At 69.2% G+C, this 26415-nt stretch carries 24 protein-coding genes; 7 read left to right on the top strand and 17 right to left on the bottom strand.

What is annotated here, in order from left to right:
* Positions 1 to 226 precede the first annotated feature (226 nt).
* Entirely contained in the window at positions 227 to 1069 is an 843-nt protein-coding gene (locus EVU97_RS07900; protein WP_129664887.1) for a Fic family protein, read from the bottom strand.
* Between the two features lie 154 nt (positions 1070 to 1223).
* Between EVU97_RS07900 and acs the strand changes: the two genes are divergently transcribed.
* The 3 genes from acs to EVU97_RS07885 all read left to right on the top strand — a co-directional run bounded on the left by acs (position 1224) and on the right by EVU97_RS07885 (position 5256).
* Positions 1224 to 3170 carry an acetate--CoA ligase gene (gene acs, locus EVU97_RS07895; protein WP_129664885.1) on the top strand — a complete coding sequence of 649 codons (1947 nt, stop codon included), beginning with the start codon at positions 1224 to 1226 and terminating at the stop codon, positions 3168 to 3170.
* A gap of 169 nt (positions 3171 to 3339) precedes the next feature.
* A complete protein-coding gene (nhaA, locus tag EVU97_RS07890) occupies positions 3340 to 4716 on the top strand; it encodes a Na+/H+ antiporter NhaA (RefSeq protein WP_129664883.1) in 1377 nt (458 codons plus the stop codon).
* 135 nt (positions 4717 to 4851) lie between these two features.
* Positions 4852 to 5256, top strand: coding sequence for a phage holin family protein (locus tag EVU97_RS07885; RefSeq protein WP_047312490.1), 405 nt, complete (start codon positions 4852 to 4854; stop codon positions 5254 to 5256).
* Positions 5257 to 5344: 88 nt separating this feature from the next.
* On the opposite strand, the gene EVU97_RS07880 is transcribed toward EVU97_RS07885, so the two are convergent.
* Together EVU97_RS07880 and nth are read right to left on the bottom strand one after the other, a co-directional pair.
* On the bottom strand, positions 5345 to 5998 hold the full coding sequence (locus tag EVU97_RS07880) for a CoA pyrophosphatase (RefSeq protein ID WP_129664881.1): 654 nt from the start codon (positions 5996 to 5998) through the stop codon (positions 5345 to 5347).
* Positions 5995 to 6867 carry an endonuclease III gene (nth, locus tag EVU97_RS07875; protein ID WP_129664879.1) on the bottom strand — a complete coding sequence of 291 codons (873 nt, stop codon included), beginning with the start codon at positions 6865 to 6867 and terminating at the stop codon, positions 5995 to 5997. Before nth ends, EVU97_RS07880 begins: the two co-directional genes overlap by 4 nt.
* Positions 6868 to 6996: 129 nt before the next feature.
* Here nth and EVU97_RS07870 point away from each other — a divergent pair, with 129 nt between their 5' ends.
* A complete protein-coding gene (locus EVU97_RS07870) occupies positions 6997 to 7674 on the top strand; it encodes a Crp/Fnr family transcriptional regulator (protein WP_047312491.1) in 678 nt (225 codons plus the stop codon).
* A 79-nt stretch (positions 7675 to 7753) separates the two neighbouring features.
* Here EVU97_RS07870 and EVU97_RS07865 read toward each other — a convergent pair whose 3' ends face one another.
* From EVU97_RS07865 to EVU97_RS07845, 5 genes are all read right to left on the bottom strand, one after another.
* Positions 7754 to 8587, bottom strand: coding sequence for an MBL fold metallo-hydrolase (locus tag EVU97_RS07865; protein ID WP_129664877.1), 834 nt, complete (start codon positions 8585 to 8587; stop codon positions 7754 to 7756).
* Entirely contained in the window at positions 8584 to 9444 is an 861-nt protein-coding gene (locus EVU97_RS07860) for an NUDIX domain-containing protein (RefSeq protein WP_129664875.1), read from the bottom strand. Before EVU97_RS07860 ends, EVU97_RS07865 begins: the two co-directional genes overlap by 4 nt.
* Positions 9444 to 9908, bottom strand: a complete 465-nt coding sequence (locus tag EVU97_RS07855) for a RidA family protein (RefSeq protein ID WP_129664873.1) — start codon at positions 9906 to 9908, stop codon at positions 9444 to 9446. Before EVU97_RS07855 ends, EVU97_RS07860 begins: the two co-directional genes overlap by 1 nt.
* A 6-nt stretch (positions 9909 to 9914) precedes the next feature.
* Positions 9915 to 10070, bottom strand: coding sequence for a DUF4177 domain-containing protein (locus EVU97_RS07850; RefSeq protein WP_118914533.1), 156 nt, complete (start codon positions 10068 to 10070; stop codon positions 9915 to 9917).
* 84 nt (positions 10071 to 10154) lie between these two features.
* Entirely contained in the window at positions 10155 to 12518 is a 2364-nt protein-coding gene (locus EVU97_RS07845; protein ID WP_052947110.1) for a transglycosylase domain-containing protein, read from the bottom strand.
* Positions 12519 to 12729: 211 nt separating this feature from the next.
* On the opposite strand from EVU97_RS07845, the gene EVU97_RS07840 reads away from it, so the two are divergent.
* Positions 12730 to 13059, top strand: coding sequence for a WhiB family transcriptional regulator (locus tag EVU97_RS07840; protein WP_047312494.1), 330 nt, complete (start codon positions 12730 to 12732; stop codon positions 13057 to 13059).
* A 67-nt stretch (positions 13060 to 13126) separates the two neighbouring features.
* On the opposite strand, the gene EVU97_RS07835 is transcribed toward EVU97_RS07840, so the two are convergent.
* The gene (locus EVU97_RS07835; protein ID WP_047312495.1) at positions 13127 to 13582 is read right to left on the bottom strand and encodes a GatB/YqeY domain-containing protein; all 456 of its coding nucleotides are present in this window, start codon (positions 13580 to 13582) and stop codon (positions 13127 to 13129) included.
* Positions 13583 to 13618: 36 nt separating this feature from the next.
* Here EVU97_RS07835 and EVU97_RS07830 point away from each other — a divergent pair, with 36 nt between their 5' ends.
* Complete coding sequence (locus EVU97_RS07830) at positions 13619 to 14764, top strand: metallophosphoesterase (protein ID WP_240730159.1); 1146 nt, start codon at positions 13619 to 13621, stop codon at positions 14762 to 14764.
* An 18-nt stretch (positions 14765 to 14782) separates the two neighbouring features.
* On the opposite strand, the gene EVU97_RS07820 is transcribed toward EVU97_RS07830, so the two are convergent.
* The 8 genes from EVU97_RS07820 to EVU97_RS07785 form a co-directional block, all read right to left on the bottom strand.
* Entirely contained in the window at positions 14783 to 15460 is a 678-nt protein-coding gene (locus EVU97_RS07820; RefSeq protein WP_129664871.1) for a response regulator, read from the bottom strand.
* Positions 15457 to 18096 (bottom strand): ATP-binding protein, encoded by a 2640-nt coding sequence (locus EVU97_RS07815; RefSeq protein ID WP_129664869.1) that lies wholly within the window; start codon positions 18094 to 18096, stop codon positions 15457 to 15459. Before EVU97_RS07815 ends, EVU97_RS07820 begins: the two co-directional genes overlap by 4 nt.
* 37 nt (positions 18097 to 18133) lie before the next feature.
* Positions 18134 to 18706 carry a potassium-transporting ATPase subunit KdpC gene (kdpC, locus tag EVU97_RS07810; protein ID WP_129664867.1) on the bottom strand — a complete coding sequence of 191 codons (573 nt, stop codon included), beginning with the start codon at positions 18704 to 18706 and terminating at the stop codon, positions 18134 to 18136.
* A gap of 1 nt (position 18707) precedes the next feature.
* A complete protein-coding gene (gene kdpB, locus EVU97_RS07805; protein ID WP_129664865.1) occupies positions 18708 to 20723 on the bottom strand; it encodes a potassium-transporting ATPase subunit KdpB in 2016 nt (671 codons plus the stop codon).
* Complete coding sequence (kdpA, locus tag EVU97_RS07800) at positions 20720 to 22357, bottom strand: potassium-transporting ATPase subunit KdpA (RefSeq protein WP_129664863.1); 1638 nt, start codon at positions 22355 to 22357, stop codon at positions 20720 to 20722. The genes kdpB and kdpA overlap by 4 nt, the downstream gene beginning before the upstream one ends.
* Positions 22358 to 22368: 11 nt before the next feature.
* A complete protein-coding gene (kdpF, locus tag EVU97_RS07795; protein WP_197079011.1) occupies positions 22369 to 22470 on the bottom strand; it encodes a K(+)-transporting ATPase subunit F in 102 nt (33 codons plus the stop codon).
* Positions 22471 to 22641: 171 nt separating this feature from the next.
* Complete coding sequence (locus EVU97_RS07790) at positions 22642 to 23835, bottom strand: esterase family protein (protein ID WP_165357917.1); 1194 nt, start codon at positions 23833 to 23835, stop codon at positions 22642 to 22644.
* A 75-nt stretch (positions 23836 to 23910) separates the two neighbouring features.
* Entirely contained in the window at positions 23911 to 24897 is a 987-nt protein-coding gene (locus tag EVU97_RS07785; RefSeq protein WP_165357916.1) for a cytochrome c oxidase assembly protein, read from the bottom strand.
* Positions 24898 to 25268: 371 nt separating this feature from the next.
* On the opposite strand from EVU97_RS07785, the gene EVU97_RS07780 reads away from it, so the two are divergent.
* Positions 25269 to 26381, top strand: coding sequence for a site-specific integrase (locus tag EVU97_RS07780; protein WP_129664857.1), 1113 nt, complete (start codon positions 25269 to 25271; stop codon positions 26379 to 26381).
* The last annotated feature ends 34 nt before the right edge of the window (positions 26382 to 26415 follow it).

Here is a 26415-nt window from a genome sequence, read left to right as displayed (position 1 = left end):
GTGCAGGACATACGACAGCCCCCACCGGGGGGACGGTGGGGGCTGTCTTTACGTGCATACCCTTGGGGGTGCGGTATGCACGTCAGCGCTCGACCCGAAGGGAGCGCACGCCCCTAATGTGCCATGAGTGGCCACACGTTGCAACCGGCCCGCACATACCCGGCCAATACAGTAGCAACGGTTCGACAAATGAGAATCCGACTCGCCGGACGTTTTTTATTTGTTCTTATCGCAGGCGGCCGGCCAAAACGGCGTCCGAAATGGCGCCTCCTTCGGCGGCGCCCCGCTCCAGCGCCCCAGCGCTGAACTGCAGCCACAGGGCCACGCCGTCGCGCGTTCCCGAGGCATAGGCGGCCAGGGCGCCCGCATATCCCGCGCTCGCTTCACGCAGGTAGCCCACCTCGGGCACGGCCACACCCGTCGGGTCGAGCCCACACGACTGGACGAGCGCACGCTCGAAAGCTCTTGCCACCACACCGTTTCCGCGCGCGAACGGACGCATGACGGCGATCTCCGCATGTGCAATGGCCCCGACGACGAGGGCCGGCACCTTCTCGTGGCACGCCACCACCTCGTAGAGCCCGGCCAGACGCCCCGGCAGGTCGAGCGGGTCGCACGCCGGGCCGGCCTCGACGAGTTCCTCGCACGTCTCCCCCGGCGACCGCGGGCGCCCCACCTCGTCGGCGGAGAGCAGTTGCGAACCGGCGGCCACGTGCAGACGCGCCAACGCCTGCGCGGGCGACGACAGGATGATCGAACGAACGTGCTCACTCTCGAGCGTCCCCTGAACACTCGCACGAAGCACTCGCTCGAGCGGGTCGGGCTCGGGCGGCCACTCGGTCATCCCCATGACGAGTTCACGCACGACATCGACGGAGACCTCGGCGCCCTCCAGCGCCGCGCCGGCCCGGGCGCCACGCACGCGCGACTCGGCGGCGGCCTGCGCCGTCCGTCGGCGCAACGCGTTGTGCCAGCGCAGCTGGGTACACGCCTCGCGGGCTCGCGTGAGGCCCGCCTCGACCTCGGGGATCGTCGCGAGCGATTGCAGAGCTTCGAGGGTGCCGGGCATGGGCATCAGCGTACTTGGACGCCGACGGAAACTACCGGCGAGTATCCACCCCTGACTTCCCAACCCCACGCGACGATGGGGTAGAAAAGCAGCCAAGTGTTGTGACCTACGCCTCGTTTCGGCGTGGTCGAAGCCGACGGAAGGAAGACAAGACATGTCCGAGACCGCCGAAGAGTACGGCCCCTTCCCGCCGAGCCCGGAGTTCAGCCAGGAGGCCGTCGGGCAGAAGTCGCTCTACGAAGAGGCCGACGCCGACCGCGAGGCGTTCTGGGCCAAGCAGGCGCGCGAGCGCCTCACCTGGGCCAAGGACTTCGACGAGGTGCTCGACTGGAGCGAGGCCCCCGTCGCCAAGTGGTTCGTGGGCGGCGAGCTCAACGTGGCCTACAACTGCGCCGACCGTCACGTCGAAGCCGGTAACGGTGACCGCGTGGCGCTGCACTTCGTCGGCGAGCCGGGCGACGAGCGCGACATCACGTACGCCGAGCTCACCGAGCTCGTGCAGAAGGCCGCCGGCGCGCTCAAGGCCGCGGGCGTCGAGAAGGGTGACCGCGTCGCCCTCTACCTGCCGATGATCCCCGAGGCCGTCATCTCGATGCTGGCCTGCGCGCGTCTAGGCGCCGTCCACTCGGTCGTCTTCGGCGGGTTCTCCTCCGACGCCCTGCGCACCCGCATCGCCGACGGCGAGGCCAAGGTCGTCATCACGGCCGACGGCGGCTTCCGCCGCGGCAAGCCGAGCGCACTCAAGCCGGCCGTCGACGAGGCGGTCAGCGGTGAGACGACGGTGCAGAAGGTCATCGTCGTCAAGCGGACCGGTGAAGAGACGGAGATGACCGACAAGGACGTCTGGTGGGACGAGGCACTCGAGGCCGCCGCACCCGCGGTCGACTTCGACACCTTCGATTCAGAACACCCGCTCTTCATCCTCTACACCTCCGGCACCACGGGTAAGCCGAAGGGCATCTTCCACACGACCGGTGGCTACCTCACGCAGGCGGCGTACACGAACGCCGTCGTCCACGACGTGCACCCGGGCGAGGACGTCTACTGGTGCACCGCCGACGTGGGCTGGGTCACCGGCCACAGCTACATCGTCTACGGCCCGCTGGCCAACGGCGTCACGCAGGTGCTCTACGAAGGCACGCCGGACAGCCCGCACCAAGGCCGCTGGTGGGAGATCGTGCAGAACAAGAAGGTCTCGATCTTCTACACGGCGCCCACGGCCATCCGCACCTGCATGAAGTGGGGCAAGGAGATCCCCGCCGAGTACGACCTGTCCACGATCCGCGTGCTCGGTAGCGTCGGGGAGCCGATCAACCCCGAGGCGTGGATGTGGTTCCGCGACAACATCGGCGCCGGTTCTGCCCCGATCGTCGACACGTGGTGGCAGACGGAGACGGGCGCCATCATGATGTCGGCCCTGCCCGGCGTCACGTCGCTCGTGCCCGGTTCGGCCCAGGCGCCGGTGCCCGGCATCACGGCCGACGTCGTCGACGAGGAGGGCAAGTCCGTCGGCAACGGCGAGACCGGCTACCTCGTCATCCGCGACCCGTGGCCGTCGATGCTGCGCGGCATCTGGGGCGACCTGCAGCGCTACAAGGACACCTACTGGTCGCGCTTCGAGAACATGTACTTCGCCGGTGACGGCGCGAAGCGTGACGAGGACGGCAACATCTGGGTGCTCGGTCGCGTCGACGACGTCATGAACGTCTCGGGCCACCGCCTGTCGACCTCGGAGATCGAGTCGGCACTCGTCTCGCACGACGCCGTCGCCGAGGCCGCAGTCGTCGGTGCCGCCGACGAGACGACCGGTCAGGCCGTGTGCGCCTTCGTCATCCTGCGCGAGGAGGCTCGCGACCAGGCCGCCGACGACGACAGGCGCGAGGAGCTCGTCCAGGCGATGCGCACGCACGTCGGCAAGCAGATCGGCGCCATCGCGAAGCCGAAGACGATCCTCGTCGTCGACGAGCTGCCGAAGACACGTTCGGGCAAGATCATGCGCCGCCTGCTCAAGGACGTCGCCGAGGGCCGCGAGGCCGGTGACGCGACGACGCTCGCCGACCCGAGCGTCATGGAGAAGATCCAGGCAGGTCTGAAGAAGTAAGCAGCAGAGCGATCCGACGATGCGCGGGTGGGGCAGGCGCCCCGCCCGCGCATCTTTTCGCGAGAACGACGACAGCCGGTAAAATCGCGGGCGGTGTGCCGGGAAGTCTGGTCGGCCGTTCGCGTGAGGCGCGGATGACGACGACCACCCCTGCCCGAGGAGATTCACCATGGCCAAGCGCCACAAGAACAGCCTTCCGCCGATGAAGGACGAACAGCCGAGCTTCGAAGAGTTCAAGGAAGCCGCGCACGTCGCCCCCGTCGCCGTCGCAGGACGGCTGACCCGCCGCCTCTTCACCCGCGGCACGTGGCCCGAGGCCCAGCGCGTCAAGGAACTGCTGCGCACCGAGACCATCGGCGGCCTCATCCTGCTCGCCGCTGCGGTCGCCGCGATCGTCTGGGCGAACTCGCCCTGGCGTGACGGTTATGAGGCCCTGCGGGACGCGCACATCGGCCCCGACTTCCTCGGGCTCAACATGTCGGTGGCGCACTGGGCCGCCGACGGCCTGCTCGCCCTGTTCTTCCTCGTCGTCGGGCTCGAACTCAAGCACGAGTTCGTCGCCGGCGACCTGCGCAACCCGGCAGCCGCCGCAGTGCCCGTCATCGCTGCCGTCTGCGGTGTCGCAATGCCTGCGCTCGTCTACGTCGCGATCAACGCCGCAGCCGGCGGCGAAGGGCTCAAGGGGTGGGCCATCCCGGCCGCCACGGACATCGCGTTCGCCCTCGCGGTGCTCGCCGTCATCGGTTCGCACCTGCCCACGGCGCTACGTTCGTTCCTCCTGACGCTCGCCGTCGTCGACGACCTCATCGCCATCACGATCATCGCGATCTTCTACAGCAAGGGCTTCTCGCTCGGCTGGCTGCTCGCCTCGATCGCGGTCGTCGCAGTCTTCGGCTTCCTCACCCAGCGCGGCATCAAGCACTGGGCGATCCTCGCGCCGCTCGCGATCGTGGCGTGGGTCTTCATGTACAAGTCCGGCGTTCACGCCACGATCGCTGGCGTGCTGCTCGGCCTCGTCGTTCCGGTCAAGGGCAAGCACGCCCTCGCCCACCGCATCGAACACCGTCTGCGCCCCTATTCGGCAGGGTTCGCCGTGCCGGTCTTCGCGTTCTTCTCCGCCGGCGTCACCGTCGTCGGCACGAGCATCACCGAGACGCTTGCGGACGCCGTCACGCTCGGCGTCATCGCCGGCCTCGTGCTCGGCAAGGTCGTCGGCATCTTCGGCAGCACGTTCCTCGTCAGCAAGTTCACGAAGGCCAAGCTCGACGAGAACCTCTCGTGGGCCGACGTGTTCGGCCTCAGCCTCCTCGGTGGCATCGGCTTCACCGTCAGCCTCCTCATCGGCGAGCTCGCGTTCGGCACCGGAAGCGTCAAGGACGACCACGTCAAGGTCGGCGTGCTGCTCGGCAGCCTCCTGTCCGCGCTCCTCGCGAGCATCGTGCTCGGACGCCGCAACCGCATCTACCGCCGCATCGAGGAAGAGGAGACGCGCGACGCCGACCAAGACGGTGTGCCGGACGTCTACCAGCGCCCCGAACCGGCCTGAACCGCACCGAACCGAGGAGCCGGTAGGCGCGAATCGGCCGATATCGGTAGTGTGTCCATCGAATAGAAAACGTGTGATGCGACGGACGGCCGTCACCTCGACGAGGTGACGCCGCCTGCTGAACAGGAGATAACCATGGCCCTCAACACCCCCCGGGGCTCCGAGCGCACGCTCGGTCAGCTCGTTTCGGACGCTTCCGCTGACCTCTCGAACATCGTCAAGGGCGAGATCGACCTGGCGAAGATCGAGATCAAGGCTGACGTGCAGAAGGCCGGCAAGGGTGGCGGCATGCTCGCTGCCGCCGGTGTCGTCGCCCTGTTCTTCGTCGGCTTCCTCCTGACGGCCCTCGCCTGGGCCATCTCGGAGGTTCTCGACTGGCCGAACTGGGCCGGCTTCCTCATCGTCGCGGGCATCCTCGCGCTCGTCGCCGGAATCCTCGCCCTCGTCGGTATCAAGTCGATCAAGAAGGTCAAGGGCAAGCCGGTCAAGACGATCGACAACGCGCAGAAGACCGTCGCGGCCATCAAGCCCGCCAAGTGACGTTCTGACCTGCCGCACGAAGGCGGCTCACCCTCGAGGGTGGGCCGCCTTCGTCATGTTCGCCTTCCTCCTGTTCCCGGCCGGGCGTTCAGCTGAGGAAGCGATCGGGCACCTGACGCTCGTCGTCGCGGTTCCACGAGCGCGCGACGCCCCCGGTGGTCAGGACCGCGTCGAGCACGAACGCCGTGAAGCCCCAGATGTAGAAACCGTCGACCTCGAACCCCGGCCCCTTGAAGCCGCGCGGGTGTGTGACCGTGTGGCGGTTCGCCGGGTCCACGAGATCGCGGACGGAGATGCGCGCGACGCGAGCGACCTCGACGGGGTCGAGCACCGAGATGTCGGACGGTACGTTCCACCAGGCGAGCACGGGGCAGACCTCGTAGTTCGTCACGGGCAACGCGACCGGCTGCAGTTCACCCATGACGTGGACGCCCTCGGGCACGAGCCCGATCTCCTCGTTGGCCTCACGCAGCGCGGTGTCGGTGAACGTGACGTCCTGCGGTTCGACCCCACCACCGGGAAAGGACACCTGCCCCGCGTGCTTGCGCAGGTTGGTGGCTCGCTCGGTGAGCACCACGTCTTCCCCGCCGTCGTCGTTCGGGCCGAAGAGCATGAGGATGGCAGAGGCCTTGGAGCCCTGCTCGGGACGCGGCCACCCCGCGCACAGGTCGCCGCGGCGACCGGCGTCGAGCACCGTGTTCAGCCAGGGCGGAGGCGCGGCGTCGCCCACCGGCACGCTCATCGGGCCTCGCCCTGCGCCCCTGCACCGGAGTGACGTGGCACGACCGGCGTTCCTCGATGCCCAGTCGAGAAGGAGGCGTCGGGCACTCCCCCGTCGACGAGCAGCGGCACCGGCGCCTCACCACCCTTCGGGGCCGCGAGTTCGTACTTGAGCAGGGCGCGCGCCTTGTCCGGGTCGGTCTCGCCGTCACCGAAGGACGGGCACCACTGCGCCACCGGGCAAACGCCGCATGCGGGCTTGCGGGCGTGGCAGATACGTCGGCCGTGGAAGACGACGACGTGGCTGAGCATCGTCCAGTCCTTGCGCGGGAACATCTCGCCCACCTCGGCCTCGACAGCGACCGGGTCGGTCGACGTCGTCCAGCCGAAGCGGCGCGCGAGGCGCCCGAAGTGGGTGTCGACCGTGATGCCCGGAAAACCGAACGCGTTGCCGAGCACGACGTTGGCCGTCTTGCGTCCGACGCCCGGCAGCGTCACGAGGTCGGCGAGCTTGCCCGGCACCTCGCCGTCGAAACGTTCGACGAGTTCCTGACCGAGCTTGATGACCGAGCGCGTCTTCGCCCGGTAGAACCCGGTGGGACGCAGGATCTCCTCCATCTCGCTCGGCTCCGCCGACGCCAGTGCCGCAGCGTCCGGGTAGCGACCGAAGAGCACCGGCGTGACCTTGTTGACCCCGACGTCTGTGGTCTGCGCCGAGAGGATGGTGGCCACGAGGAGTTCGAGCGGCGACTCGAAGTCGAGTTCGGCTCGCGCGTACGGGTACTGCTCCACGAGTCTGCGGTAGATGCGGCGTGCCTGACGCACCCGCCCCGTGGCGGTCTCGGGCACGCGCGCGGCCCGCTTCGGCGGCGTCACGGTTTCGGAGGTCATGCCCACACCCTAGAACGCCCCACCGACACCACCGAGCACCTCATCTGCTGGACGAACGAGCGCCTTTTTCCGCGCTTTCCTGGGAGTGAACTGTGTGGAGCGTCACCCGAAACGTGGCAGGATGGAGGCGTGGACATTGAAGTAGTGCGTCAAGCTCCCCTTTTCGCCGCGCTGACGGACGAAGACGCCCAGGCTCTTCTGCAGCGCATGTCGCGCGCCCGTATCGAGCGCGGCGACATCCTCTTCGAAGAAGGGGAGGAGGGCGATCGCCTGTACATCATCACCTCCGGCAAGGTGAAGCTCGGCCGCCGCTCCCCCGACGGTCGCGAGAACCTGCTCGCGATCCTCGGCCCCGGTGAGATGTTCGGCGAGCTCAGCCTCTTCGACCCGGGCGCCCGCACGACCACGGCTACGGCCGTCGCCGGCACCGACCTCGTCGCGCTGGGTCACACCGAACTCACCGAGTTCGTCTCGTCGCGCCCCGACGTGGCCGTCAAGATGCTCGGCTCCATCGCTCGCCGCCTGCGTCGCACGAACGAAGCGCTCGGCGATCTCGTCTTCACCGACGTTCCCGGCCGTGTCGCCAAGGCTCTGCTCGACCTCGCGAGCCGCTTCGGGCGTCAGGTCGACGACGGGGTCCTCGTCGCGCACGACCTCACGCAGGAGGAGCTGGCTCAGCTCGTCGGCGCCTCCCGCGAGACCGTGAACAAGGCTCTGGCCGACTTCGCCAGCCGCGGCTGGCTCAAGCTCGAGGCCCGCGCCGTGACGCTGCTCGACGTCGAGCGCCTTCAGCGCCGCGCCCGCTGAGGCCGCACTCACCTCGGTTGACAGCGAAGCGCCCGTCCCTTGCGGGGGACGGGCGCTTCGCTGTGTCGTGGGGCTGTTCTCAGAGGCGGCCGAGATGGGCCAGCTGCGCCTTGACGACGGCCTCCACCGCCGGGCGCAGCTGCGGGCCGATGTCGCTGTAGGCGCCGTCCACGACGGGGCCGACGAGCTCGTCACCCTGCGCCGGCGAGTCGCCATTCTCGGAGTCGACGTCGGCCAGCACGGTCCGCACCTCGTCGAGGCGCTCCTGACGGTGGGCGCGGTATCGCTCGACGACGGGAGCGGCGTCGGCTCCGACAGGTCCGTGCCCCGGCGCCAGGACGACGACTCGCTCCCCCGCCTGCGCGACGAGCGCCATGAGGACGTCGAGCGTGGCGAGGTAGGCCGTGAGATCGCCGTCGGGGTAGGCGACGAAGCTGCTGCCCTCGCCGAGAATCGTGTCGCCGCTGAAGAGGACGCCGACGCCGTCGCGCTGGAGGACGAAGGCGGCTGAATCGCGCGTGTGGCCCGGCGCGAGCAGCACCTGGAGGTCGCCGATCATCTCGCCGTCGGTGAAGGCGTCGCCACCCGAGCCGCCACGCAACGCGACCGCGAGGCCGCGCCCACGAAGCGCCTCGACGAGCGCGCTCGCACCGCCCTCGTGGTCGTCGTGGTGGTGGGTGAGCAGCACGACGACACGCGTGGCCTCGGCGCCCCGCACGGCGTCCATGATCGCGTCACGGTGGCCGGCGTCCTCGGGCCCCGGGTCGACGACGGCGACGAGCGAGCCGTCCCCGCCCGAAGCTTCCTCCAGGGCGATGACATACGTGTTCGTGCCGCTGAGCGTCATCGGGCCGGGGTTGTCGCAGCGCAGGTGCCGCACACTGCCGGGGAGTCGGTCGAGTTGATCGGTCACAGGTTCACCTCCGCGTGAAGGTAGGGCCCGTCGGGGCCCTTCAGCAGTTCGGGGCGCGTGGGGAGGAAGTGGAAGCCGCGTGCCTGCTCGAGCGCCTCGGTGGCACTCGTCGCCCGGGAGAGGCGCTCGAGCGCCGTGCGCGTCGGGGGCAGGAGGCGGGCTCGCCCAGCCTCGGCTTCTGCCAGCATGGCTTCGGGCCGAACCCACTGACCTCGCTGCGACTCACGCGACACGGCATCGGCAGTGGCACCGTCCGGCAGCAGCGCCGTGAGGAACCAGGTGTCGAAGCGGCGGCTCTCGAACGCGGGCGTGATCCACCGGTCGACGGCCTCGACGAGGTCTCCACGCAGCGTCAGGCCCGCAGCAGCCTCGGTGAACGAGACCTCGTGAGCCTCGACCTGAGTGCGGCGCGCCCTCCACTCGTCGGTGGCGACATCGACGATCGCGTCGCCGTCCCCCTCGGACGCGAGAAGCACTCCGGCCTCCTCGAACAGCTCGCGCAACGCGCACACGAGCACACTGAGCGCCTCGTCGTGCCCGACGCCGAGCCGATCGGCCCACGCCTGCTCGCCACCCGCGGGGCTGCGCAGGCGGTGCGCCGGAGCGTCGTCGACGCCGAGGTCGGCGGGGTCGACGCGTCCACCCGGGAAGACCCAGGTGGACGGCGCGAAATCCATCGTCGCGGCGCGTTCGATCATGAAGACCTCGACGGGCTCACCGCGCACCAACAGGACGGTGGCGGCCTGCGCCGGAACTGTCGGCTCCGGGCGCGGTTGCGTGTCGTCGAACCAGCGCTCGGCTGCCTCGGCGAAGGGACCGATCGGGAAGTCGCGAGGCTGCCTCGGGATGTCGCTCATCAGTCGGCGACGGCGACCGTGATCTCGACCTCGACCGGCGCGTCGAGCGGGAGTACCGCGACGCCCACAGCCGAACGGGCGTGGACACCGGCGTCACCGAACGCCGCACCGAGCAGCTCGGAGGCGCCGTTGATGACACCGGGCTGACCGGTGAAGGAGGGGTCGCTGGCCACGAAGCCGACGACCTTGACGACGCGCGTCACCGTGTCGAGGTCACCGACGACACTCTTGACGGCGGCGATGGCGTTGAGGGCACACGTGCGCGCGAGTTCGGCGGCCTGCTCGGGCGTGACGTCGGCACCGACCTTGCCCGTGGCGGCGAGGTTGCCCGCCACCATCGGCAGCTGACCCGAGGTGTAGACGAGGTTGCCCTCGCGCAGCGCGGGGACGTAGTCAGCCACCGGCTTGGCAACCTCGGGCACCTCCAGCCCGAGCTTCGCGAGGTTCTGCTCGACCTGAGCCATCGCCGGTCAGGCCTTCGGACGCTTGAAGTAGCCGACGAGGCCGTTGCCGTCGGGGCCGGGAACGATCTGAACGAGCTCCCAGCCGTCCTCACCGAAGTTGTTGAGGATCTGCTGCGTCGCGTGAATCATGATCGGCGCGGTGAAGTATTCCCATTTCTGCATGCCCCCACCGTAGCCCGCAGACCCTGTTCGGGGACGACGAAGCCCGCCCCACATCTCGTGTGGAGCGGGCTTCGCTCGTGCCGGTCAGGGCTTGATGTACAGAGTGACCTTCTTGCCCTCGCCAATCTTCTGACCACCTGCGGGATCGGTCTTCCAGACCTGGCCGGAAGAGACCTCGCCCGAGTCCTGCTTGACCACCGTGGTCTGCAGCTTCAGACGCGCGAGTTCGGCCTTCGCATCCGCCTCGCTGCGGCCCTTGAGCTGCGGGACGGTGATCTGATCGCCCTTGATGACGCCCGAGCCCGGCTCGGGGAACGCCTTCTTCGGAAGACCCTTGCTGATGGCGTCCATCGTTTCCTTCCACACCGGCGCGGCGATGTCGCCACCGTAGAGGAAGTTACCGACGTGCTTGGGGCCGATGGTGACGTTCTTGATCGGGTTGGTGTTCTCGCCACCGCGTCCGACCCAGATCGCCGTCGAGTACTGCGGGGTCGAACCGACGAACCAGGTGTGCAACGAGCCGTCGACGGTACCCGTCTTGCCGAAGGCCTGACGCCCCTCGGCAAGAGCAGCCGACTTGGCCGTACCGTCCGGGCCGAGAACCGACTTGAAGATCTTGGCGACTCCGCGCGCCTCTTCGGCCGGCATGGCCTGCTTGCACGGGTTCGGCGCGAGCTTCACCGGGCGACCGTTCGCCTGCTTGATCGAGATGACCGGGCGCGGTGCGCAGTACTTGCCGTCGGCCGCGACAGTGGCGAAGGCGTTCGCCATCATGACCGGGCTCGACGAACCGGAGCCGAGCACGATCGAGGAGGGGTCGGGGTTGATCTCGGACCAGCCGCCGCTCTTGAAGTCGGACGCATAGACGCCGAGACGCTTGTAGGCGTCGCGGACATTGCACGGACCGAGCTGAGCGACGAGCACACCGAACGCCGTGTTCACCGACTCAGCCGTGGCCTTGGACAAGGACATCGGACCGGCGGGCACCTGGTGGTCGTTGCCGACCGACCACACGCCGCGGCCCTGACCGCACTTGCCCGGGAAGTTCTGCGAGGTGAAGTTGTAGACCGGGCGCCCTTCCTTGGTGCTGTTCATGCGAGGAACGTTGACCGTCGAGTCGACCGCGCGGCCCTGGTGCATGGCCTCGACGATGGCGAAGATCTTCGCCGTCGATCCGATCGGGAACCCGGAGCGCGGATAGTTGACCGAGGTGTTGAACGAATCCGTACCCGCGACGGAGTACTTCGTGTTCTGCGCCATGGCCTCGACGTAACCCGTGCCGGGTTCGATGATGACGCCGGCGGCCTGGACGTCGGCGCCGTTCTCGACGGGCACGCGCTTCTTGAGGTTGGAGTCGAGCGCGGCCATCTTCTTCGGGTCGAGCGACGTCTGAATGACGAGGCCGCCGGTACGAAGCTTGCCGAGGCGCTCCTTGCGCGTCTTGCCGAGGGCAGGCTGCTGCGCAATCCACTGCGTCACGTAGTCGCAGTAGTAGGGGTACTTGCTCGTGGCGCAACCACCCGAGGAGTTCTCCTTGAGCTTGAGGTTGAGCGGCGAGTTGATCGCCTTGCGGCCCTGTGCCTCCGTGATGAAGCCCTGGTCGATCATCTTCTGGATACCGATGTTGCGACGCTTGACGGCCGCCTCGGGGTTCTTCACGGGGTTGGTGGCGTCCGGCAGGTTGACGACACCGGCGAGCGTGGCCGCTTCGGCGATCGTCAGGTCCTTGGCCGGGTGCCCGAAGTAGTGGCGCGATGCCGCTTCGACGCCGTACTGGAGCTGACCGAAGTAGACGAGGTTGAGGTAGCTCGTGAGGATCTGGTCCTTGGTGTGCGTCTTCTCGAGGTCGACGGCGTACTTGAGCTGCTTGAGCTTGCGGATGTAAGCCTTCGCACCGCTCTGGGCGACCGCCTCCTTGGCGGCCTCCTTGTCACCACTTTCCAGCGCCTGACGCTGGGCCGCCACCTTGACGTACTGCTGCGTCAGGGTCGAGGCGCCCTGGGTGCTCGAGGAGAACAGGTTCGACGCGATGGCTCGCGCGATACCTCTCTTGTCGAGGGCCCCGTGCTGGTAGAAGCGTTCGTCCTCGATGGCCACCTGGGCGTCTTTCATGACCTTCGGGATGGCACTGCTCGCGACGACGATGCGGTTCTCGTCGTACGGGGTCGCGATGACGCTGCCGTCCTTCGCCAGGATCTTGGACTGCTGGCTCAGAGCGTTCTCGGCGAACTCGGACGGGATGTTGTTGAACATCTTGACGCCGCTCTTGACGCCCGCGCCACCCATGCCGGTGACCGGCAGGAGAACGCCTGCCAGGAGCAGACCGAGGGCCACAGAGGTCGCGACGAAGGCGCCGAGCAGACTGAGGACGTTGCTCGTCGTCGAATTGCTCCGGCGCTTCTTCTTCGCAGCCGGACGGACCGCTGCGGCAGAGGGCTTTCCACGCATACCGGCCAGAGTATCGGGGTCACCTGAGAATCTCGGCGAGGCAGGTGCGGCGTGCCCGACCCGATCCCAGGGGGCCCGTCACGGATGTACTACTTCGATTTAGCACACCGAGAATATGGAAACTCGTCAGTAACTTTGCCTAGTCTGCGTATAGCTCAACAACGACGTGGTCTACGCCACAGCGTCATCCGCACCAACAGGGGAGGCACAGATGACGATCATGACCGAGGAAACCCAGACGCCCGTCTGGGACGAGAACTGGGCGGCTCGCGCCCAGTGCGCGGCCACCGCGCCGGACGATCTCTTCGCCAAGGGGGCTGCTCAGCAGACGGCGAAGGTGATCTGCCAGCGTTGCCCGGTCGTCGCGGAATGCCTCGCGGACGCGCTCGACAACCGCACCGAGTACGGCGTCTGGGGCGGCATGACGGAACGTGAGCGTCGCGCGTTGCTGCGCCGTCGCCCTGACGTGAAGTCGTGGACCACGCTCTTCAAGATGGCTCGCGCCGACGAGGTCGCTGCCGGCATCAACCGCAGCGCCTGACCGGCCGAAACCACGAAGGCCCCGCACCGATCGGTGCGGGGCCTTCGCGCGTATCCAGGAGCGTGCGTCAGGCAAGAGCCTTCTTGACGGCGGCAGCGACGCGACCACCCTCGGCCTGGTCGCCGATCTTGGGCTTCACGACGCCCATGACCTTGCCCATGTCCTTCATGCCGGACGCTCCGGTGGCGGCGACGGCCTCGGCCACGACGGCGTCGATCTCCTCGTCGGACAGCTGCTTGGGCAGGTAGCCCTCGAGGCAGGCGAGCTCGGCCTGCTCCTTCTCGGCGAGCTCGGTGCGCCCGGCGCCGATGAACGCGTCGGCGGCCTCGCGGCGCTTCTTCGCCTCCTTGACGACGACGGCCATGACCTCGTCGTCGGTGAGGTCGCGGTGCTCCTTGCCAGCCACCTCCGCGTTCGAGACGGCCGTGAGGACCATCCGCAGGGTGGAGCTGCGCACGCCGTCCCGCTCACGGATCGCGTCGGTGAGGTCGCTCTGCAGTCGGGCCTTGAAGGATTCGCTCATGGGGCCATTCTTTCACCCCGGTGAGAGAATCCCGGCATGAGTTTTCACCGCCCCTCGACCTCGAACGCCGCCCTCCGCACCGCCGCAGGCGCGGTGGCCGCAGGCGTCGGGGCACTCGCGTGGGGCACGCTCGTCGAGCGCAACTGGTACGCGTTGCGCCGGTTCGAGATGCCGGTGCTCGCGCCCGGCAGTGCTCCGCTACGGGTGCTGCACGTGAGCGACCTTCACATCGTGCCGCGTCAGGAGCGACGTATTCAGTGGGTGCGCGAGCTGGCCCGTCTGGAGCCCGACTTCGTCATCAACACCGGTGACAACCTCAGTGACGAGGACGCCATCCCATCGGCGCTGCGCGCGATGGAACCGCTCATGGCGTTCCCCGGCGCGTTCGTCTTCGGCTCGAACGACTACTTCTACCCGAAGCTGAAGAACCCGCTGCGCTACTTCGACGACTCGCACGCGAAGGGCGAGGAGATGGGCGTGGGCAGGTTCGATGTCGAGCCGCTGCGTTCCGGGTTCACCGGGGGCGGATGGCTCGACCTCACCCATCGACGCGAGCGAGTCGAGGTGGCGGGGGTTCCGCTCGAACTCGTCGGCGTCGACGATCCGCATCTTGAGTACGACGAGTACGACACGGTGTCCGCCGAGGCCGCGTCGCGCCGAGGTGAGGTGGCCGCGACGATCGGCGTCGTCCACGCGCCGTACACGCGCGTGCTCGACGCGATGACGGCCGACGGCGCGGACGCCGTCATCGCCGGTCACACGCACGGCGGGCAGCTGTGCGTGCCGTTCCACGGCGCGCTCGTGACGAACTGCGACCTCGACACCTCGCGCGTCAAGGGCGTCTCGCGCTGGTGGCCCGGCGCGTCCGGCGTCGACTCGACGCTGGCCGTGCCGATCGGGCCGGGTGCGCTCGCACCGGGCGGCTCGCCCCTCGGCTCCGCCGCCGAGATCGGCGAGCGCTTCGACGTCCTCGACGCCCACCGCGTGCACAACGACTCGGTCTCGCGCTCGGAGGCTACGGCGCGCGAACGGCGCCGCACCGCGCTGCCGTCGTCCGCCACGCCCGACGACGCGGCGTGGCTGCACGTCTCCGCCGGGCTCGGACACAACAAGTACACGCCCGTGCGCTTCGCCTGCCGTCCCGAGGCGACACTCATCACGCTGACGGCGAAGGCGCACTGACGAGCCCTGCGCGGCGCGTCAGCGCAGCACGTAGCCGATGCCGGGTTCGGTGATGATCCAGCGCGGGCGGGACGGTTCGGGTTCGAGCTTGCGACGCAGCTGCCCGCAGTAGACGCGCAGGTAGTTCGACTCGCGCCCGTACTGCGGCCCCCACACGGCGCGCAGCAGTTGCTCGTGCGGCACGACGCGCCCGCGGTGGCGCGCGAGTTCGGCGAGCAGGCGCCATTCCGTCGGCGTGAGGTGGACGGCCCCCGTCGGCCCGCTCGCCTCGTACGTCGTGAAGTCGAGCGAGAAGTCCGCGGTGACGACGGGCGCCGGGCCGGACGGTTCGGCGCCGCCTCGCCGCAGCGCGGCCCGCACGCGCGCCATGAGCTCCTCGATGCCGAACGGTTTCGTCACGTAGTCGTCGGCACCCTCGTCGAGCGCCTCGACCTTGTCATCGGCTTCCTGACGAGCCGACAGCACGATGACAGGCACGCTCGAGCTCTGACGCAGTCGGCGCAGCACCTCGACGCCGTCGAGGTCGGGCAGGCCGAGGTCGAGGACGACGAGGTCGGGCATCGCGTCTGCGCACGTGCTGAGCGCATCGAGGCCGCACCCGACGGTCTCGACGTCCAAGCCGCGCGCCTTGAGGTTGATGCGCAGCGTCCGCGCGATCGTCGGGTCGTCGTCGACGACGAGCACTCGTTCATTCATGAGTCACCGCGCGTGGTTGCGTCTGCGAACCGGGTATCGACCGGCTGGTCGGCCTCAGCGTCCTGGGGCCGGGCCTCGGGCGCCGACTCGGGTTCCGATTCAGCGCCGGGCTCGGCCTCGCTCGTCGCACCCGCTGCGTTCGCCACGGCCGGCAGGACGATGACCATCGTGACACCTCCACCGGGAGTGGTCTCCGCCTCCAGCATGCCGCCCATTGCCTCCGTCAGGCCGCGCGCGACGGCGAGACCGAGCCCGATGCCGTCACCCGCGGGTGCGTCGCCGTAGCGCTGGAAAGGCCGGAATATCTCTTCGCGCGCCTCGTCGGGGATGCCGGGGCCGTGGTCGGCGACGCGTAGTTCGACGCGCGGGCCGAGCGTACTCGTCGTCACGACGACGCCGTCGCTGCCGCCGTGACGCAGGGCGTTCTCGAGGACGTTCGCGAGGACGCGGTCGAGCAGGCCGGGGTCGGCGACGACGTGGCGCGCGGCGTCGTCGAGGTGCCAGGTGACGCGATCGGGTGTCTCGAGGGCGCGCACCGCGGGTGTGACGACCTCGGCGAGGTCGATCTCGCGCGGGTTCGCGACGAGCGCGCCGGTCTGCAGCCGTGAGGCGTCGAGCAGGTTGCCGATGAGCGCATCGAGGCGATCGGCCGACGTCTCGACGGCTTCGAGCAGTTCCGCCTGGTCCTCCGGCGAGAACGTCACCTCGCCGCTGCGCAGGCTGCCGACGGCGGCCTTGATGCCGGCCAGGGGCGTGCGCAAATCGTGGGAGACGGCGGACAGCAGCGCGGTGCGCGCCTTGTTGTCGCGCGCGAGGGTGTCGGCCGACTCGGCGAGGTCGAGCAGCGCTCGACGGTGCAGCACGGCCGCCGCGTGCATCGCGTACGCCCCCAGCAGCCGCTGCCGCTCGGCGGGGACGGGGCGTTCCACGAGGACGAGGTCGTGCTCGTCGTCGATGCGCTCGACCGTCGTCTTCTCGCGCGGTAGCGCCTGCGCGGCGACGTCGCTGTAGCCGTCCGTCGAGGCGATGACGCTGCGACCCGGCCCGCGGGTGCGCACTACGGCCGCCGCGTCCTGGTCGAACATCTCGAGCGAGCGCGTGAGCAGCAGCGCGAACTGGTCGGCGGAGGACAGCATCGTGTGGCTGAGTTCGGCGAGCGCCGTCGCCTCCTGGTGCGAGGCGCTGACGTCGGCGGCCCGGCGGGCGCTCGCGTGGACGACGAGCGAGACGGCGGCGCCGATGACGACGAAGAGCACGAGCGCGACGACGTTCTGTGGGTCGGAGATCGTCAGCGTGCCGATGGGCGGGGTGAAGAACCAGTTGATGAGCAGGGACGACAGCGCACCGGCCGTGATCGCGGGCGCCATCCCGCCGATGAGCGCGACGACCACGGTGAGCAGCAGGTACAGCTGCACGATGAGCGGCAGCCCGACACCGGAGCGCAGCGGCACGAGCAGGGCGCTCAGCAGCGCCGGGGCGGTCACCGAGGTGAGGAAGCCGAGCCGCACCCGGCGCGTCGACAACCCCTCGCGTTCGGTCGGTGACGAGCCCACGTGCGCGAGCTCGTGGGTGACGACGTGGACGTCGATGTCCTCGCCCGAACCCGCGATGATGCGCTCGCCCGTGCCGGGACGCAGCATCGCCTGGGCCCGCGAGCGCCGGCTGAGGCCGACGACGATCTGGTCGGCGTTGACGCCGCGCGCGTAGTGCAGGACGGCCTCGGCCGCGTCGGGCCCGCTGACGGTGTGGAACGTCCCGCCGAGCTCTTCGGTGAGGCGCCGCAGGCCGCTGACGACGTCGGCCTCGGCGGTGCGCAGGCCGTCGTCGCGCACGACGAAGACGGCGTGCATCTCGCCGCCGCTGCCGCGCGCGGCAATGCGGGCGGCGCGGCGCAGCAGCGTCGCGCCCTCGCGCCCACCGGAGAGTGCGACGACGACACGGTGACGTGTCGGCCACGTACCGACGATGTCATGGTCGCTGCGGTAGGCCGTCAGGCTCTCCTCGACGCGGTCGGCGAGCCACAGCAGCGCGAGCTCGCGCAGGGCCGTCAGGTTGCCCTGGCGGAAGTAGTTGGCGAGCGCCGCGTCGACCTTCTCCGGCTTGTAGACGTTGCCGTGCGCCATCCGCCGACGCAGTGCCTCGGGCGCCATGTCGATGAGTTCGACCTGCTCGGCGCGCCGGACGACGACATCTGGCACCGTCTCGCGCTGCAGCACGCCGGTGATGGCGAACGCCGCGTCGTTGAGCGATTCGAGGTGCTGGATGTTGACGGTGGAGACGACGTCGATGCCCGCCGCGAGCAGGTCCTCGACGTCCTGCCACCGCTTCTCGTGGCGGCCGCCCGGCACGTTGGTGTGGGCGAGTTCGTCGACGAGCGCGACCTGCGGCGCGCGCCGGAGCACGGCGTCGAGGTCCATCTCCTCGAGCGTCGCGCCCCGGTACTCGCGCCGCAGTCGCGGCATGACCTCGAGGCCCTCGAGCGCGACGGCCGTCGCCGTGCGCCCGTGGGTCTCGCAGAAACCGACGACGACGTCCGTTCCCCGCCCGGCCCGGCGTCGGCCCTCGGCGAGCATCGCCATGGTCTTGCCGACGCCGGGGGCCGCACCGAGGTAGATGCGCAACGTGCCTCGTGTCATGCGTCCATCTTCTTCTGCCGTCGCGGTTTCCGCCCGCTCAGCGAGCAGCGCGTTGCGCGAGTGCGACGTTGAGGTCGAGCACGTTGACCCGTTCGGCGCCGAGGTAGCCGAGGGCCGGCTTCTCGATGTGGGCGTCGATGACCTTCTCGACGTCGGCGACGCTCATCCCGCGGGCCGCGGCGATCCGCGGTGCCTGCCAGCGGGCATAGGCGACGCTGATGTCCGGGTCGACGCCGCTGCCGCTCGCGGTGAGGGCGTCGTACGGGATCGGGCCCGTCGCGTTCGGGTTGGCCTTCGTCAGCGCCGCACGGCGCTCGGTGATCGCCTTCTTCTGCTCGTCGGCGTTCTGGCCGAGGTTCGAGCCGCCGCTCTCGGCGCCGGGGGCGTCGACGGCGGACGGGCGCGCCGCGAACCACTTCGCGTCGCTCGTGGGCTGGCCGATGAGACTGGAACCCACCTCGCGACCCTCGGCGCGGACGATCGAGCCGTCCGCCCGGGCCGGCATCGCCCGCGCCACGCCCGTGACGAGCAGCGGGTAGGCGATGCCGAGGACGACGGTGAGGACGAGGAGCGCACGCAGCGCGGCCCAACTCTGACGGAGAACGAACATGTCACTTCACTCCCGGGATGACGGACAGGACGAGGTCGATGAGCTTGATGCCCACGAAGGGTGCGATGACGCCACCGACGCCGTAGACGAGCAGGTTGCGGCGCAGCATCGCGGCGGCACCGAGCGGGCGGTACGCCACGCCCTTGAGCGAGAGCGGGATGAGCGCGACGATGACGAGGGCGTTGAAGATGACCGCCGACAGCATCGCCGACTCGGGGCTGTGCAGGTGCATGATGTTGAGCTTGCTCAGGCCCGGGAAGATGACGACGAACATCGCGGGGATGATCGCGAAGTACTTCGCGACGTCGTTGGCGATCGAGAACGTCGTCAGCGCTCCGCGGGTGATGAGCAGTTGCTTGCCGATGGCGACGACGTCGATGAGCTTCGTCGGGTCGGAGTCGAGGTCGACCATGTTGCCGGCCTCCTTCGCCGCCGACGTGCCTGTGTTCATCGCGACGCCGACGTCGGCTTGCGCGAGGGCCGGCGCGTCGTTCGTGCCATCACCGGTCATCGCGACGAGACGTCCGCCTTCCTGCTCGGCCTTGATGAGGCGCATCTTGTCCTCGGGCGTCGCCTCGGCGAGGAAGTCGTCGACCCCCGCCTCCTTCGCGATCGCGGCGGCCGTCAGGGGGTTGTCGCCCGTGATCATGACGGTGCGGATGCCCATCTCGCGCATCTGCGCGAAACGCTCGGCCATGCCGGGCTTGACGACGTCCTTGAGGTGGATGACGCCGAGCATCCGGGCGGTGCCGTCGGCGTTACGCTCGGCGACGACGAGTGGCGTGCCGCCGGCCTGGCTGATCGCTTCGACGCGAGCGTCGATGTCGTGCGCCATGTGGCCGCCCAGCTCGTGCACCCACTCGGCGACGACCGAGCCGGCGCCCTTGCGGATGGCGCTGCCGTCGGGCAGGTCGATACCGGACATGCGGGTCTGCGCGGTGAACGGAACGGTGACGACGTCCGGGATCTCGGTCGCCGTGAACCCTTCTGCCGCAGCGTATTCGACGATCGAGCGGCCTTCCGGCGTCTCGTCGGCGAGCGACGACAGGCACGCGGCGCGCACGAGGTCCTCGCGCGAGACACCCTCGACGGGGACGACGTCACCGGCGCGGCGGTTGCCGTAGGTGATCGTGCCGGTCTTGTCGAGCAGCAGCGTCGAGACGTCACCGGCGGCCTCGACGGCGCGCCCCGACATCGCGAGCACGTTGTGCTGCACGAGGCGGTCCATGCCGGCGATGCCGATGGCGGACAGCAGCGCACCGATCGTCGTCGGGATGAGGCAGACGAGCAGCGCGACGAGGACGACGAGCGACATGTCGTGGCCCGAGTAGCTCGCCATCGGCCAGATCGCCATGACGGCGAGGACGAAGATGATCGTCAGCGTCGTCAGCAGGATGCCGAGGGCGATCTCGTTCGGCGTCTTCTGCCGTTCGGCGCCCTCGACGAGCGCGATCATGTGGTCGATGAACGTCTCACCGGGCTTGCTCGTGATCTCGACGACGATGCGGTCCGACAGCACCGTCGTACCGCCGGTGACGGCGCAGCGATCGCCACCCGATTCGCGGATGACGGGCGCCGACTCACCGGTGATGGCCGACTCGTCGACCGTCGCGACACCGTCGACGACGTCGCCGTCACCGGGGATGACCTCGCCGGCCTCGACGACGACGCGGTCGCCGACGCGCAGTTCGGTGCCGGGCACGCGCTCCTCGCCGCCGTGCGGCATGAGGCGGCGGGCGATGGAGTCGACGCGGGTCTGACGCAGGGTGTCGGCCTGCGCCTTGCCGCGCCCTTCGGCGATGGCCTCGGCGAGGTTGGCGAACAGGATCGTCAGCCACAACCAGATCGTGACGGAGATCGAGAACACCGACGGGTGGATGATCGACAGCACCGTCGTGAGCACCGAGCCCACCCAGACGACGAAGATGACGGGGGTGCGCACGAGGTGGCGCGGGTCGAGCTTGCGCAAGGCGTCCGGCGCCGATTCGAGGGCCGTAAGGGCGAGTGATGCGTTCACGAGAGGGCCTCCGCGATCGGGCCGAGAGCGAGTGAGGGGAAGAAGGTCAGCCCGGCGACGATGACGATGATGCCGACGAGCAGACTGGTGAAGACGGGCCCGTGGGTCGGCATCGTGCCGGCCGTGGCGGGGCGTCGCTGCTGCGAGACGAGCGCGCCGGCGACGGCGAGCACGAGCACGATCGGCAGGAAGCGTCCGAGGAACATGCACGCCGCGAGCGTGAGGTTGAGGTAAGGCTGGTCGGCCGACAGGCCCGCGAAGGCGGAACCGTTGTTGTTCGACGCCGACGTGTAGGCGTACATCATCTCGCTGAGGCCGTGCGGGCCGTGGTTGAGCAGGGCGTCCTTCGCGACGGGCAACACGACGCCGGCGGCGGTGAACACCAGCACGAGCGCGGGCATGACGACGACGGCGAGCGCCGCGTACGTGATCTCGCGGCGGCCGATGGCCTTGCCGAGCAGTTCGGGCGTGCGCCCGACCATGAGGCCGGCGATGAAGACGGTGAGCAGCGCGAAGATGATGATGTTGTACAGGCCGGTGCCGACGCCGCCGGGCGAGACCTCGCCGAGCATCATGTTGAGCATCATGAGGCCGCCGCCGAGGGGGCTCATCGAGTCGTGCATCATGTTGACGGCGCCGGTCGAGGTGCCCGTCGTCGCGGTGCCGAACAGTACCGATCCGACGATGCCGAAGCGTTGCTCCTTGCCTTCCATCGAGCCGAGCGCACCGCTCGTCTCGGCCCAGATGCCGAGGCCGGCGCTCAGGGTGAACAGGGCGCCCATGGCCGTCGTGAACACGGCGCCCTGACGCCGGTCGCCGACCATGAGGCCGTACATCCACGGCAGGGAGAAGGGGATCGCGAGCACGAGGAGGATCTCGAACAGGTTCGTCCACCCGTTCGGGTTCTCGAGCGGGTGCGCCGAGTTCGCGTTGAAGAATCCGCCGCCGTTCGTGCCGAGCAGCTTGATGACCTCCTGGGAGGCGACGGGGCCGCCCTGGATCGTCTGGCTGCCGCCGACGAGCGTCGTCACGTCGTGCGGGCTGCTGAGGTTCTGGATGACGCCGCCCGCGACGAGCACGAGCGCGCCGACGAACGCGATGGGCAGCAGGATGCGGGTGCAGCTGCGCACGAGGTCGACCCAGAAGTTGCCGATCGTCGCGGCGTTGCTGCGCGCGATCGCGCGGCACAGGGCGACGGCGACGGCGATGCCCGTCGCGGCGGAGACGAAGTTCTGCACGGTCAGGCCGGCCATCTGGACGGTGTACCCGGCGCCCGACTCACCGCCGTAGCTCTGCCAGTTCGTGTTCGTCGTGAACGACACGGCCGTGTTGAAGGCCGTGTGCCAGTCCTGGCTGCGCCCCAGGCCCCAGGGCAGGACGCCCTGCGCCATGATGAGCGCGAACAGCAGCACGACGGACGCGACGCCGAACATGACGCTGGCGATCGCGTACGTGCGCCAGCCCTGCTCGACGCGCGGGTCGACGCCGACGGCGCGGTAGATGAGGCGCTCCGGCGCCCAGTCACGCTCGTCCGTGAAGCAGCGGTACATCCAGGTGCCGAGCGGCACGTGGATGAACGCCAGCAGCAGCGCGATGGTGGCGATCATGCAGATCGCCTGAAGAGTGACGTTCATGTGCGCGGCCCTCAGAACTTCTCGGGCCGGATGAGGGCGTACAGCAGGTACCCCAGCAGTGCGAGGGCGATGATGCCCGCGATGACGATTTCGATCATGGATCGAGCGTGCAACCGCCCAGGCGGCGCACCGCTCGTCTTGAGGTCGCCTTGTCGCGTCTTGACGCGTTCTTTACGCGGGTTCTTTCCGCAGGTTGTCTCCGCAGGCGCGCTCGCGAGGGCGTGCTCAGCGCCGCCGGCCGTCCGGAGGCGTTCCGGGCGCCTGGCCCGGGTGAGCGGGCGTCCTCAGCTCGAGCCGTCGACGAGGCGGCTCTTGCCCTGTGGGTGGAACGTCGAGCTCGGCGCGAACCCGGGCTGCACCTGGGCGAGCCAGTCGAACGAGCGCGGGATCTTGCGCGTCCACACCGACAGGCGGTGGCCGCCGCCCTGCGCGATGCGCGCCGTGACGTCGGTGGGCCGCTTCACCACGGTGAGGAACTCCTTGACGGAGGGGTAGCTCACCTTGTCGGCGTCGGAGGCGAACAGCCACAGCGACACGGGCACGGGGTTGGCCTTCTCCAGGGCGATGAGGTCGTAGCTGCGCGCCTGCGGCGAGTTGGGGGGAAACGGCGGGTGGCCGTCGAACTGGGGACGGAAGTAGCCCTGGTAGGCGACGGCGGCGCCGAACGTCGCGGGGTGCTTCATCGTCAACATCGAGGCGCACCATCCGCCGCGGGAGTACCCCCACGTCGCCCACGACCCGCGCCCGGGCGCGACGGCGAAGGTGTGTTTCACCCACGTCGGCAGCGTCGAGGCGAGCCACGTCTCGGTCTGCAGGCCGTGCGGGTTGTCGATGCACTCGGTGTCGTCGTCGGGGGTGCGGTTGAGCTGCGGCACGACGACGATGGGCGCGGCGATGCGGCGGTCGCTGACGGCCTTGTCGAGGCGCGCGTAGAAGTGGTCGAGCTTGCTGTACGACTCGGGGCTGCCCGGCAGCCCGTGCATCGCGACGATGACGGGGTGACGCGTCGCGGAGTGCGGGTCGTACCCCACGGGCAGCTGGACGTACACCTTGCGCGACGCGGTCGGGCGCCCGTCCGCGTTCTTCGGGCCCGGGATCTCGTACTTCTGCAGGCGCTGACCCGGCTGCGGCAGCGCGGGCAGGGCCTGCGGCGTCGTCGGCGCCGTCGGGGTGGCGCTCGCCGAGGGGGCCTGCTGATCGAGGGCCGGCGCCGGCGTCGGCGCGCCGTAGTGACGCGGTGTGTCCTCGGGCGAGTCGCCGAGCAGGTCACCCCAACTCGTGTAGAACGCGTACTCGTTGTTGAACAGGGCACCGACGAGCGCGAGCACGAGCGTCGTGAACAGTGCCGTCAGGCCGAGGCGCGACAGCGCCTGCATCCACGGCTTGCGCCCCCACGAGCGTCCCCGGACGATGACGAGGAGAACGAGCGCCGCGGCACAGCCGAGCACGATCGGTAGCCACGTCCCGTTCAACCCCATGGAGGAAGGGTAAGGACTCATCCGGGGAATTGCCCGTGAGCCACGCTGGGAGAACGCTCCGAATCGTGGTGTGCGTCACCTCGAGGGCGTCGACGCTCGATCGGGTGGGACGTCGGTTTCGCCCTCGGAGGTGGGGGTCGCGTCGGCGCCGCCCTCGGACGTGGCGGGCGCCGCGGTGATCCACCACGGCGTCGTCGTGCCGGGGCCGTCGCCGTACTGGGCGTCGAGTTCGGCGTCGGCGCGGCGGGCGCTCGCGCGGTCGGCGCGCATCCACTCGATGAAGACGGCTGCGAGCAGGGGCAGCCCGACACTTTCGGCGACGGCGAGCAGCGCTCCGCCGGCGAACTTCTGATCGAGCGAGGCGGACATGTCGCCGCGGTAGGTGGCGGCGGACGCGGCGAAGCCGGGGAAGTGCGGCATGAGCAGGTCGTGATGCGTCATGACGAGGATGCCGGGGATCGCGTCGAACAGGCCGTCGACGCAGGCGAGCAGGACGCGCACGCCGGGGCCGGCCCACGAGGGCAGCAGATCACCGGCGAGCAGGGGCAGCACGACGGTGACCCCGACGACCAGCAGGTGCACGGTGAGCACGATGCGCATCGGCGTGGAGTCGAGCGCGGCCTGGCCGTAGGGCGTGAAGAAGACGACGATGACGCTCACCATCGCGAGGATCGAGCTGACGAACGGGTACATGAGCGCCCGTCCGAGGCGGCCGCCGAGCATCCGACGCAGCGCCGTCGACCCCGTCGCGCCCTCGATGACGTCGACGGGGCGCGCGAGCGCGAAGCCGGTCGGGATGACGGCGACGAGCAGCGCGACCTGCAGCGCGAACACCCACATGAGTCGCGTCGACCACACCTCAACGGGGCCGCACAGCGTGTAGGCGAGGCCGCCGGCACCGAACGTCAGGAACCACGCGAGCCACGAGACGTTCGCTCGTCCGCGTCGGCGTGCGCGGATCCAGGCGGCGACGTAGCCGATCGTCACGACTGCGACGAAGAGGGTGCCCCATGAGCCCGGTCGCCAGTCGGTCAGCCATGACGAGGCATGAAGTTCGTTCACAGCGGGCATTGTGCGCGCGTCGGCTGGGAGGGCGGTGAACTCGCCTCGGCGGCGGTTTCGAACGCGCTCGCGTCTCCTCGGGATCGGGCAACTGCGCACTGCGGCCACGACGCACACGGCTGGGCCCGCATTCGGACGGGTACGGCGAAGGCCCCCATCGGCGAACCGATGAGGGCCTTGCTGACGCTGGTCGGGGTGACAGGATTTGAACTGTTCACTCGACAGATTTGCGCTTAGCTCTGATCTGCACCGTAGGCGTCTGACCTGCGGCGCTGTACACGCTAACGCGTGAGAGTCATGGGCACAAGAGGACACGGCGAACCACAAATTATGCCCGGGTTATGTCCAAATGTGTCCGCGGGCGGCCGCTGATGGCACGGGCCAAGGGCGACTTCGGGACGATCCGCAAGCGGTCGAACGGCCACTTCCAGGCCTACTACATGTTTCCTGATCATGCTTTCCATCGTGCGCCGTCGACGTTCCAGACCAAGGCGGACGCCGAGGGCTGGCTGGCTGCCGAGCGGCGGCTCATCCAGAACGACGAGTGGTCGCCGGCGAAGTCTCGACGGGCGAAGGTGAAGCGCACGACCGAGGCGTTCGCGCCGTACGCCGAGACCTGGCTCGAGCAGCGCGACATCAAGACCCGCACTCGAGCGCTGTACCGCAGCCAGCTCGACCGCTTCCTCCTGCCCGCTTTCGGCGAGATGTCCCTTCGGGACATCTCGCCCGCTGTCGTCCGCACCTGGCACAGCGGACTGGACCCCAAACACCCGACCCAGCGCGCGCATGTGTACTCCCTGTTGCGCACGATCCTCAACGAAGCGGTGCGCGACGACATCCTCGCGCGGAACCCGTGCAACATCCGAAGCGCCGGCGTCACGAAACGGCAGATCACGATCGACCCCGCCACTCCTGCGGAGATCAAGGCGCTCATGGCTGAGATGCCGCAGCGGTATCACGCGTTCGTTCTCGTCGCCGCGTGGTGTGGACTTCGGTTCGGCGAACTGTCCGAGTTGCGGCGCAGAGATATCGACCTCGCGAGCGGCGTAATCCATGTGCGTCGCGCAGTCGTCTGGGACGGCGGGGAGCCGATCGTCGGGCCGCCGAAGAACGGCCTTGGACGGAGCGTGACGATGCCGCCGCACATGGTTGAGCTCGTCGCTGCGCACATCGAGCAGTTTGCTGCGCGAGGGCCGGACGGTCTGCTGTTCCACGCGATCAAGGACCCCAATCGTCAGGTGGGCTCGAACACCGTTCGCCGCCACTGGATCAAGGCACGCAACGCTGTGGGCCGGTCGACCATGCGAGTCCATGACCTTCGGCACACCGGAGCCGTCCTGGCTGCGATGGCGGGCGCGACGGGCAAGGAGACCCAAGACCGTCTTGGTCACCTCAGCGCGGATGCAGCCAGCCGGTACCAGCACGTGGCGCGCGGGCGGGACGCCGAAATCGCGAAGAAGCTGTCGGAACTGGCTGGATACTGAGCCAGTCGGCGAGGCCGTCTCACGTGGCTCGTCT

Source organism: Dermacoccus sp. 147Ba, from assembly GCF_004151355.1.
Classification (GTDB): Bacteria; Actinomycetota; Actinomycetes; order Actinomycetales; family Dermatophilaceae; genus Dermacoccus; species Dermacoccus abyssi.
This window is presented reverse-complemented; position numbering and strand designations above follow the sequence as displayed.

Coding starts and splice junctions, on each gene's coding strand:
- EVU97_RS07845 (WP_052947110.1), bottom strand. CDS start 12,518: ATGCGTGGAAAGCCCTCTGCCGCAGCGGTCCGTCCGGCTGCGAAGAAG.
- EVU97_RS07815 (WP_129664869.1), bottom strand. CDS start 18,096: ATGACACGAGGCACGTTGCGCATCTACCTCGGTGCGGCCCCCGGCGTC.
- EVU97_RS07790 (WP_165357917.1), bottom strand. CDS start 23,835: ATGGGGTTGAACGGGACGTGGCTACCGATCGTGCTCGGCTGTGCCGCG.
- nhaA (WP_129664883.1), top strand. CDS start 3,340: ATGGCCAAGCGCCACAAGAACAGCCTTCCGCCGATGAAGGACGAACAG.
- EVU97_RS07880 (WP_129664881.1), bottom strand. CDS start 5,998: ATGAGCGTGCCGGTGGGCGACGCCGCGCCTCCGCCCTGGCTGAACACG.
- kdpA (WP_129664863.1), bottom strand. CDS start 22,357: ATGAACGTCACTCTTCAGGCGATCTGCATGATCGCCACCATCGCGCTG.
- EVU97_RS07885 (WP_047312490.1), top strand. CDS start 4,852: ATGGCCCTCAACACCCCCCGGGGCTCCGAGCGCACGCTCGGTCAGCTC.
- kdpC (WP_129664867.1), bottom strand. CDS start 18,706: ATGTTCGTTCTCCGTCAGAGTTGGGCCGCGCTGCGTGCGCTCCTCGTC.
- EVU97_RS07830 (WP_240730159.1), top strand. CDS start 13,619: ATGAGTTTTCACCGCCCCTCGACCTCGAACGCCGCCCTCCGCACCGCC.
- EVU97_RS07840 (WP_047312494.1), top strand. CDS start 12,730: ATGACGATCATGACCGAGGAAACCCAGACGCCCGTCTGGGACGAGAAC.
- EVU97_RS07820 (WP_129664871.1), bottom strand. CDS start 15,460: ATGAATGAACGAGTGCTCGTCGTCGACGACGACCCGACGATCGCGCGG.
- EVU97_RS07860 (WP_129664875.1), bottom strand. CDS start 9,444: ATGAGCGACATCCCGAGGCAGCCTCGCGACTTCCCGATCGGTCCCTTC.
- EVU97_RS07855 (WP_129664873.1), bottom strand. CDS start 9,908: ATGGCTCAGGTCGAGCAGAACCTCGCGAAGCTCGGGCTGGAGGTGCCC.
- EVU97_RS07835 (WP_047312495.1), bottom strand. CDS start 13,582: ATGAGCGAATCCTTCAAGGCCCGACTGCAGAGCGACCTCACCGACGCG.
- EVU97_RS07780 (WP_129664857.1), top strand. CDS start 25,269: ATGGCACGGGCCAAGGGCGACTTCGGGACGATCCGCAAGCGGTCGAAC.
- EVU97_RS07900 (WP_129664887.1), bottom strand. CDS start 1,069: ATGCCCGGCACCCTCGAAGCTCTGCAATCGCTCGCGACGATCCCCGAG.
- nth (WP_129664879.1), bottom strand. CDS start 6,867: ATGACCTCCGAAACCGTGACGCCGCCGAAGCGGGCCGCGCGCGTGCCC.
- EVU97_RS07850 (WP_118914533.1), bottom strand. CDS start 10,070: ATGCAGAAATGGGAATACTTCACCGCGCCGATCATGATTCACGCGACG.
- acs (WP_129664885.1), top strand. CDS start 1,224: ATGTCCGAGACCGCCGAAGAGTACGGCCCCTTCCCGCCGAGCCCGGAG.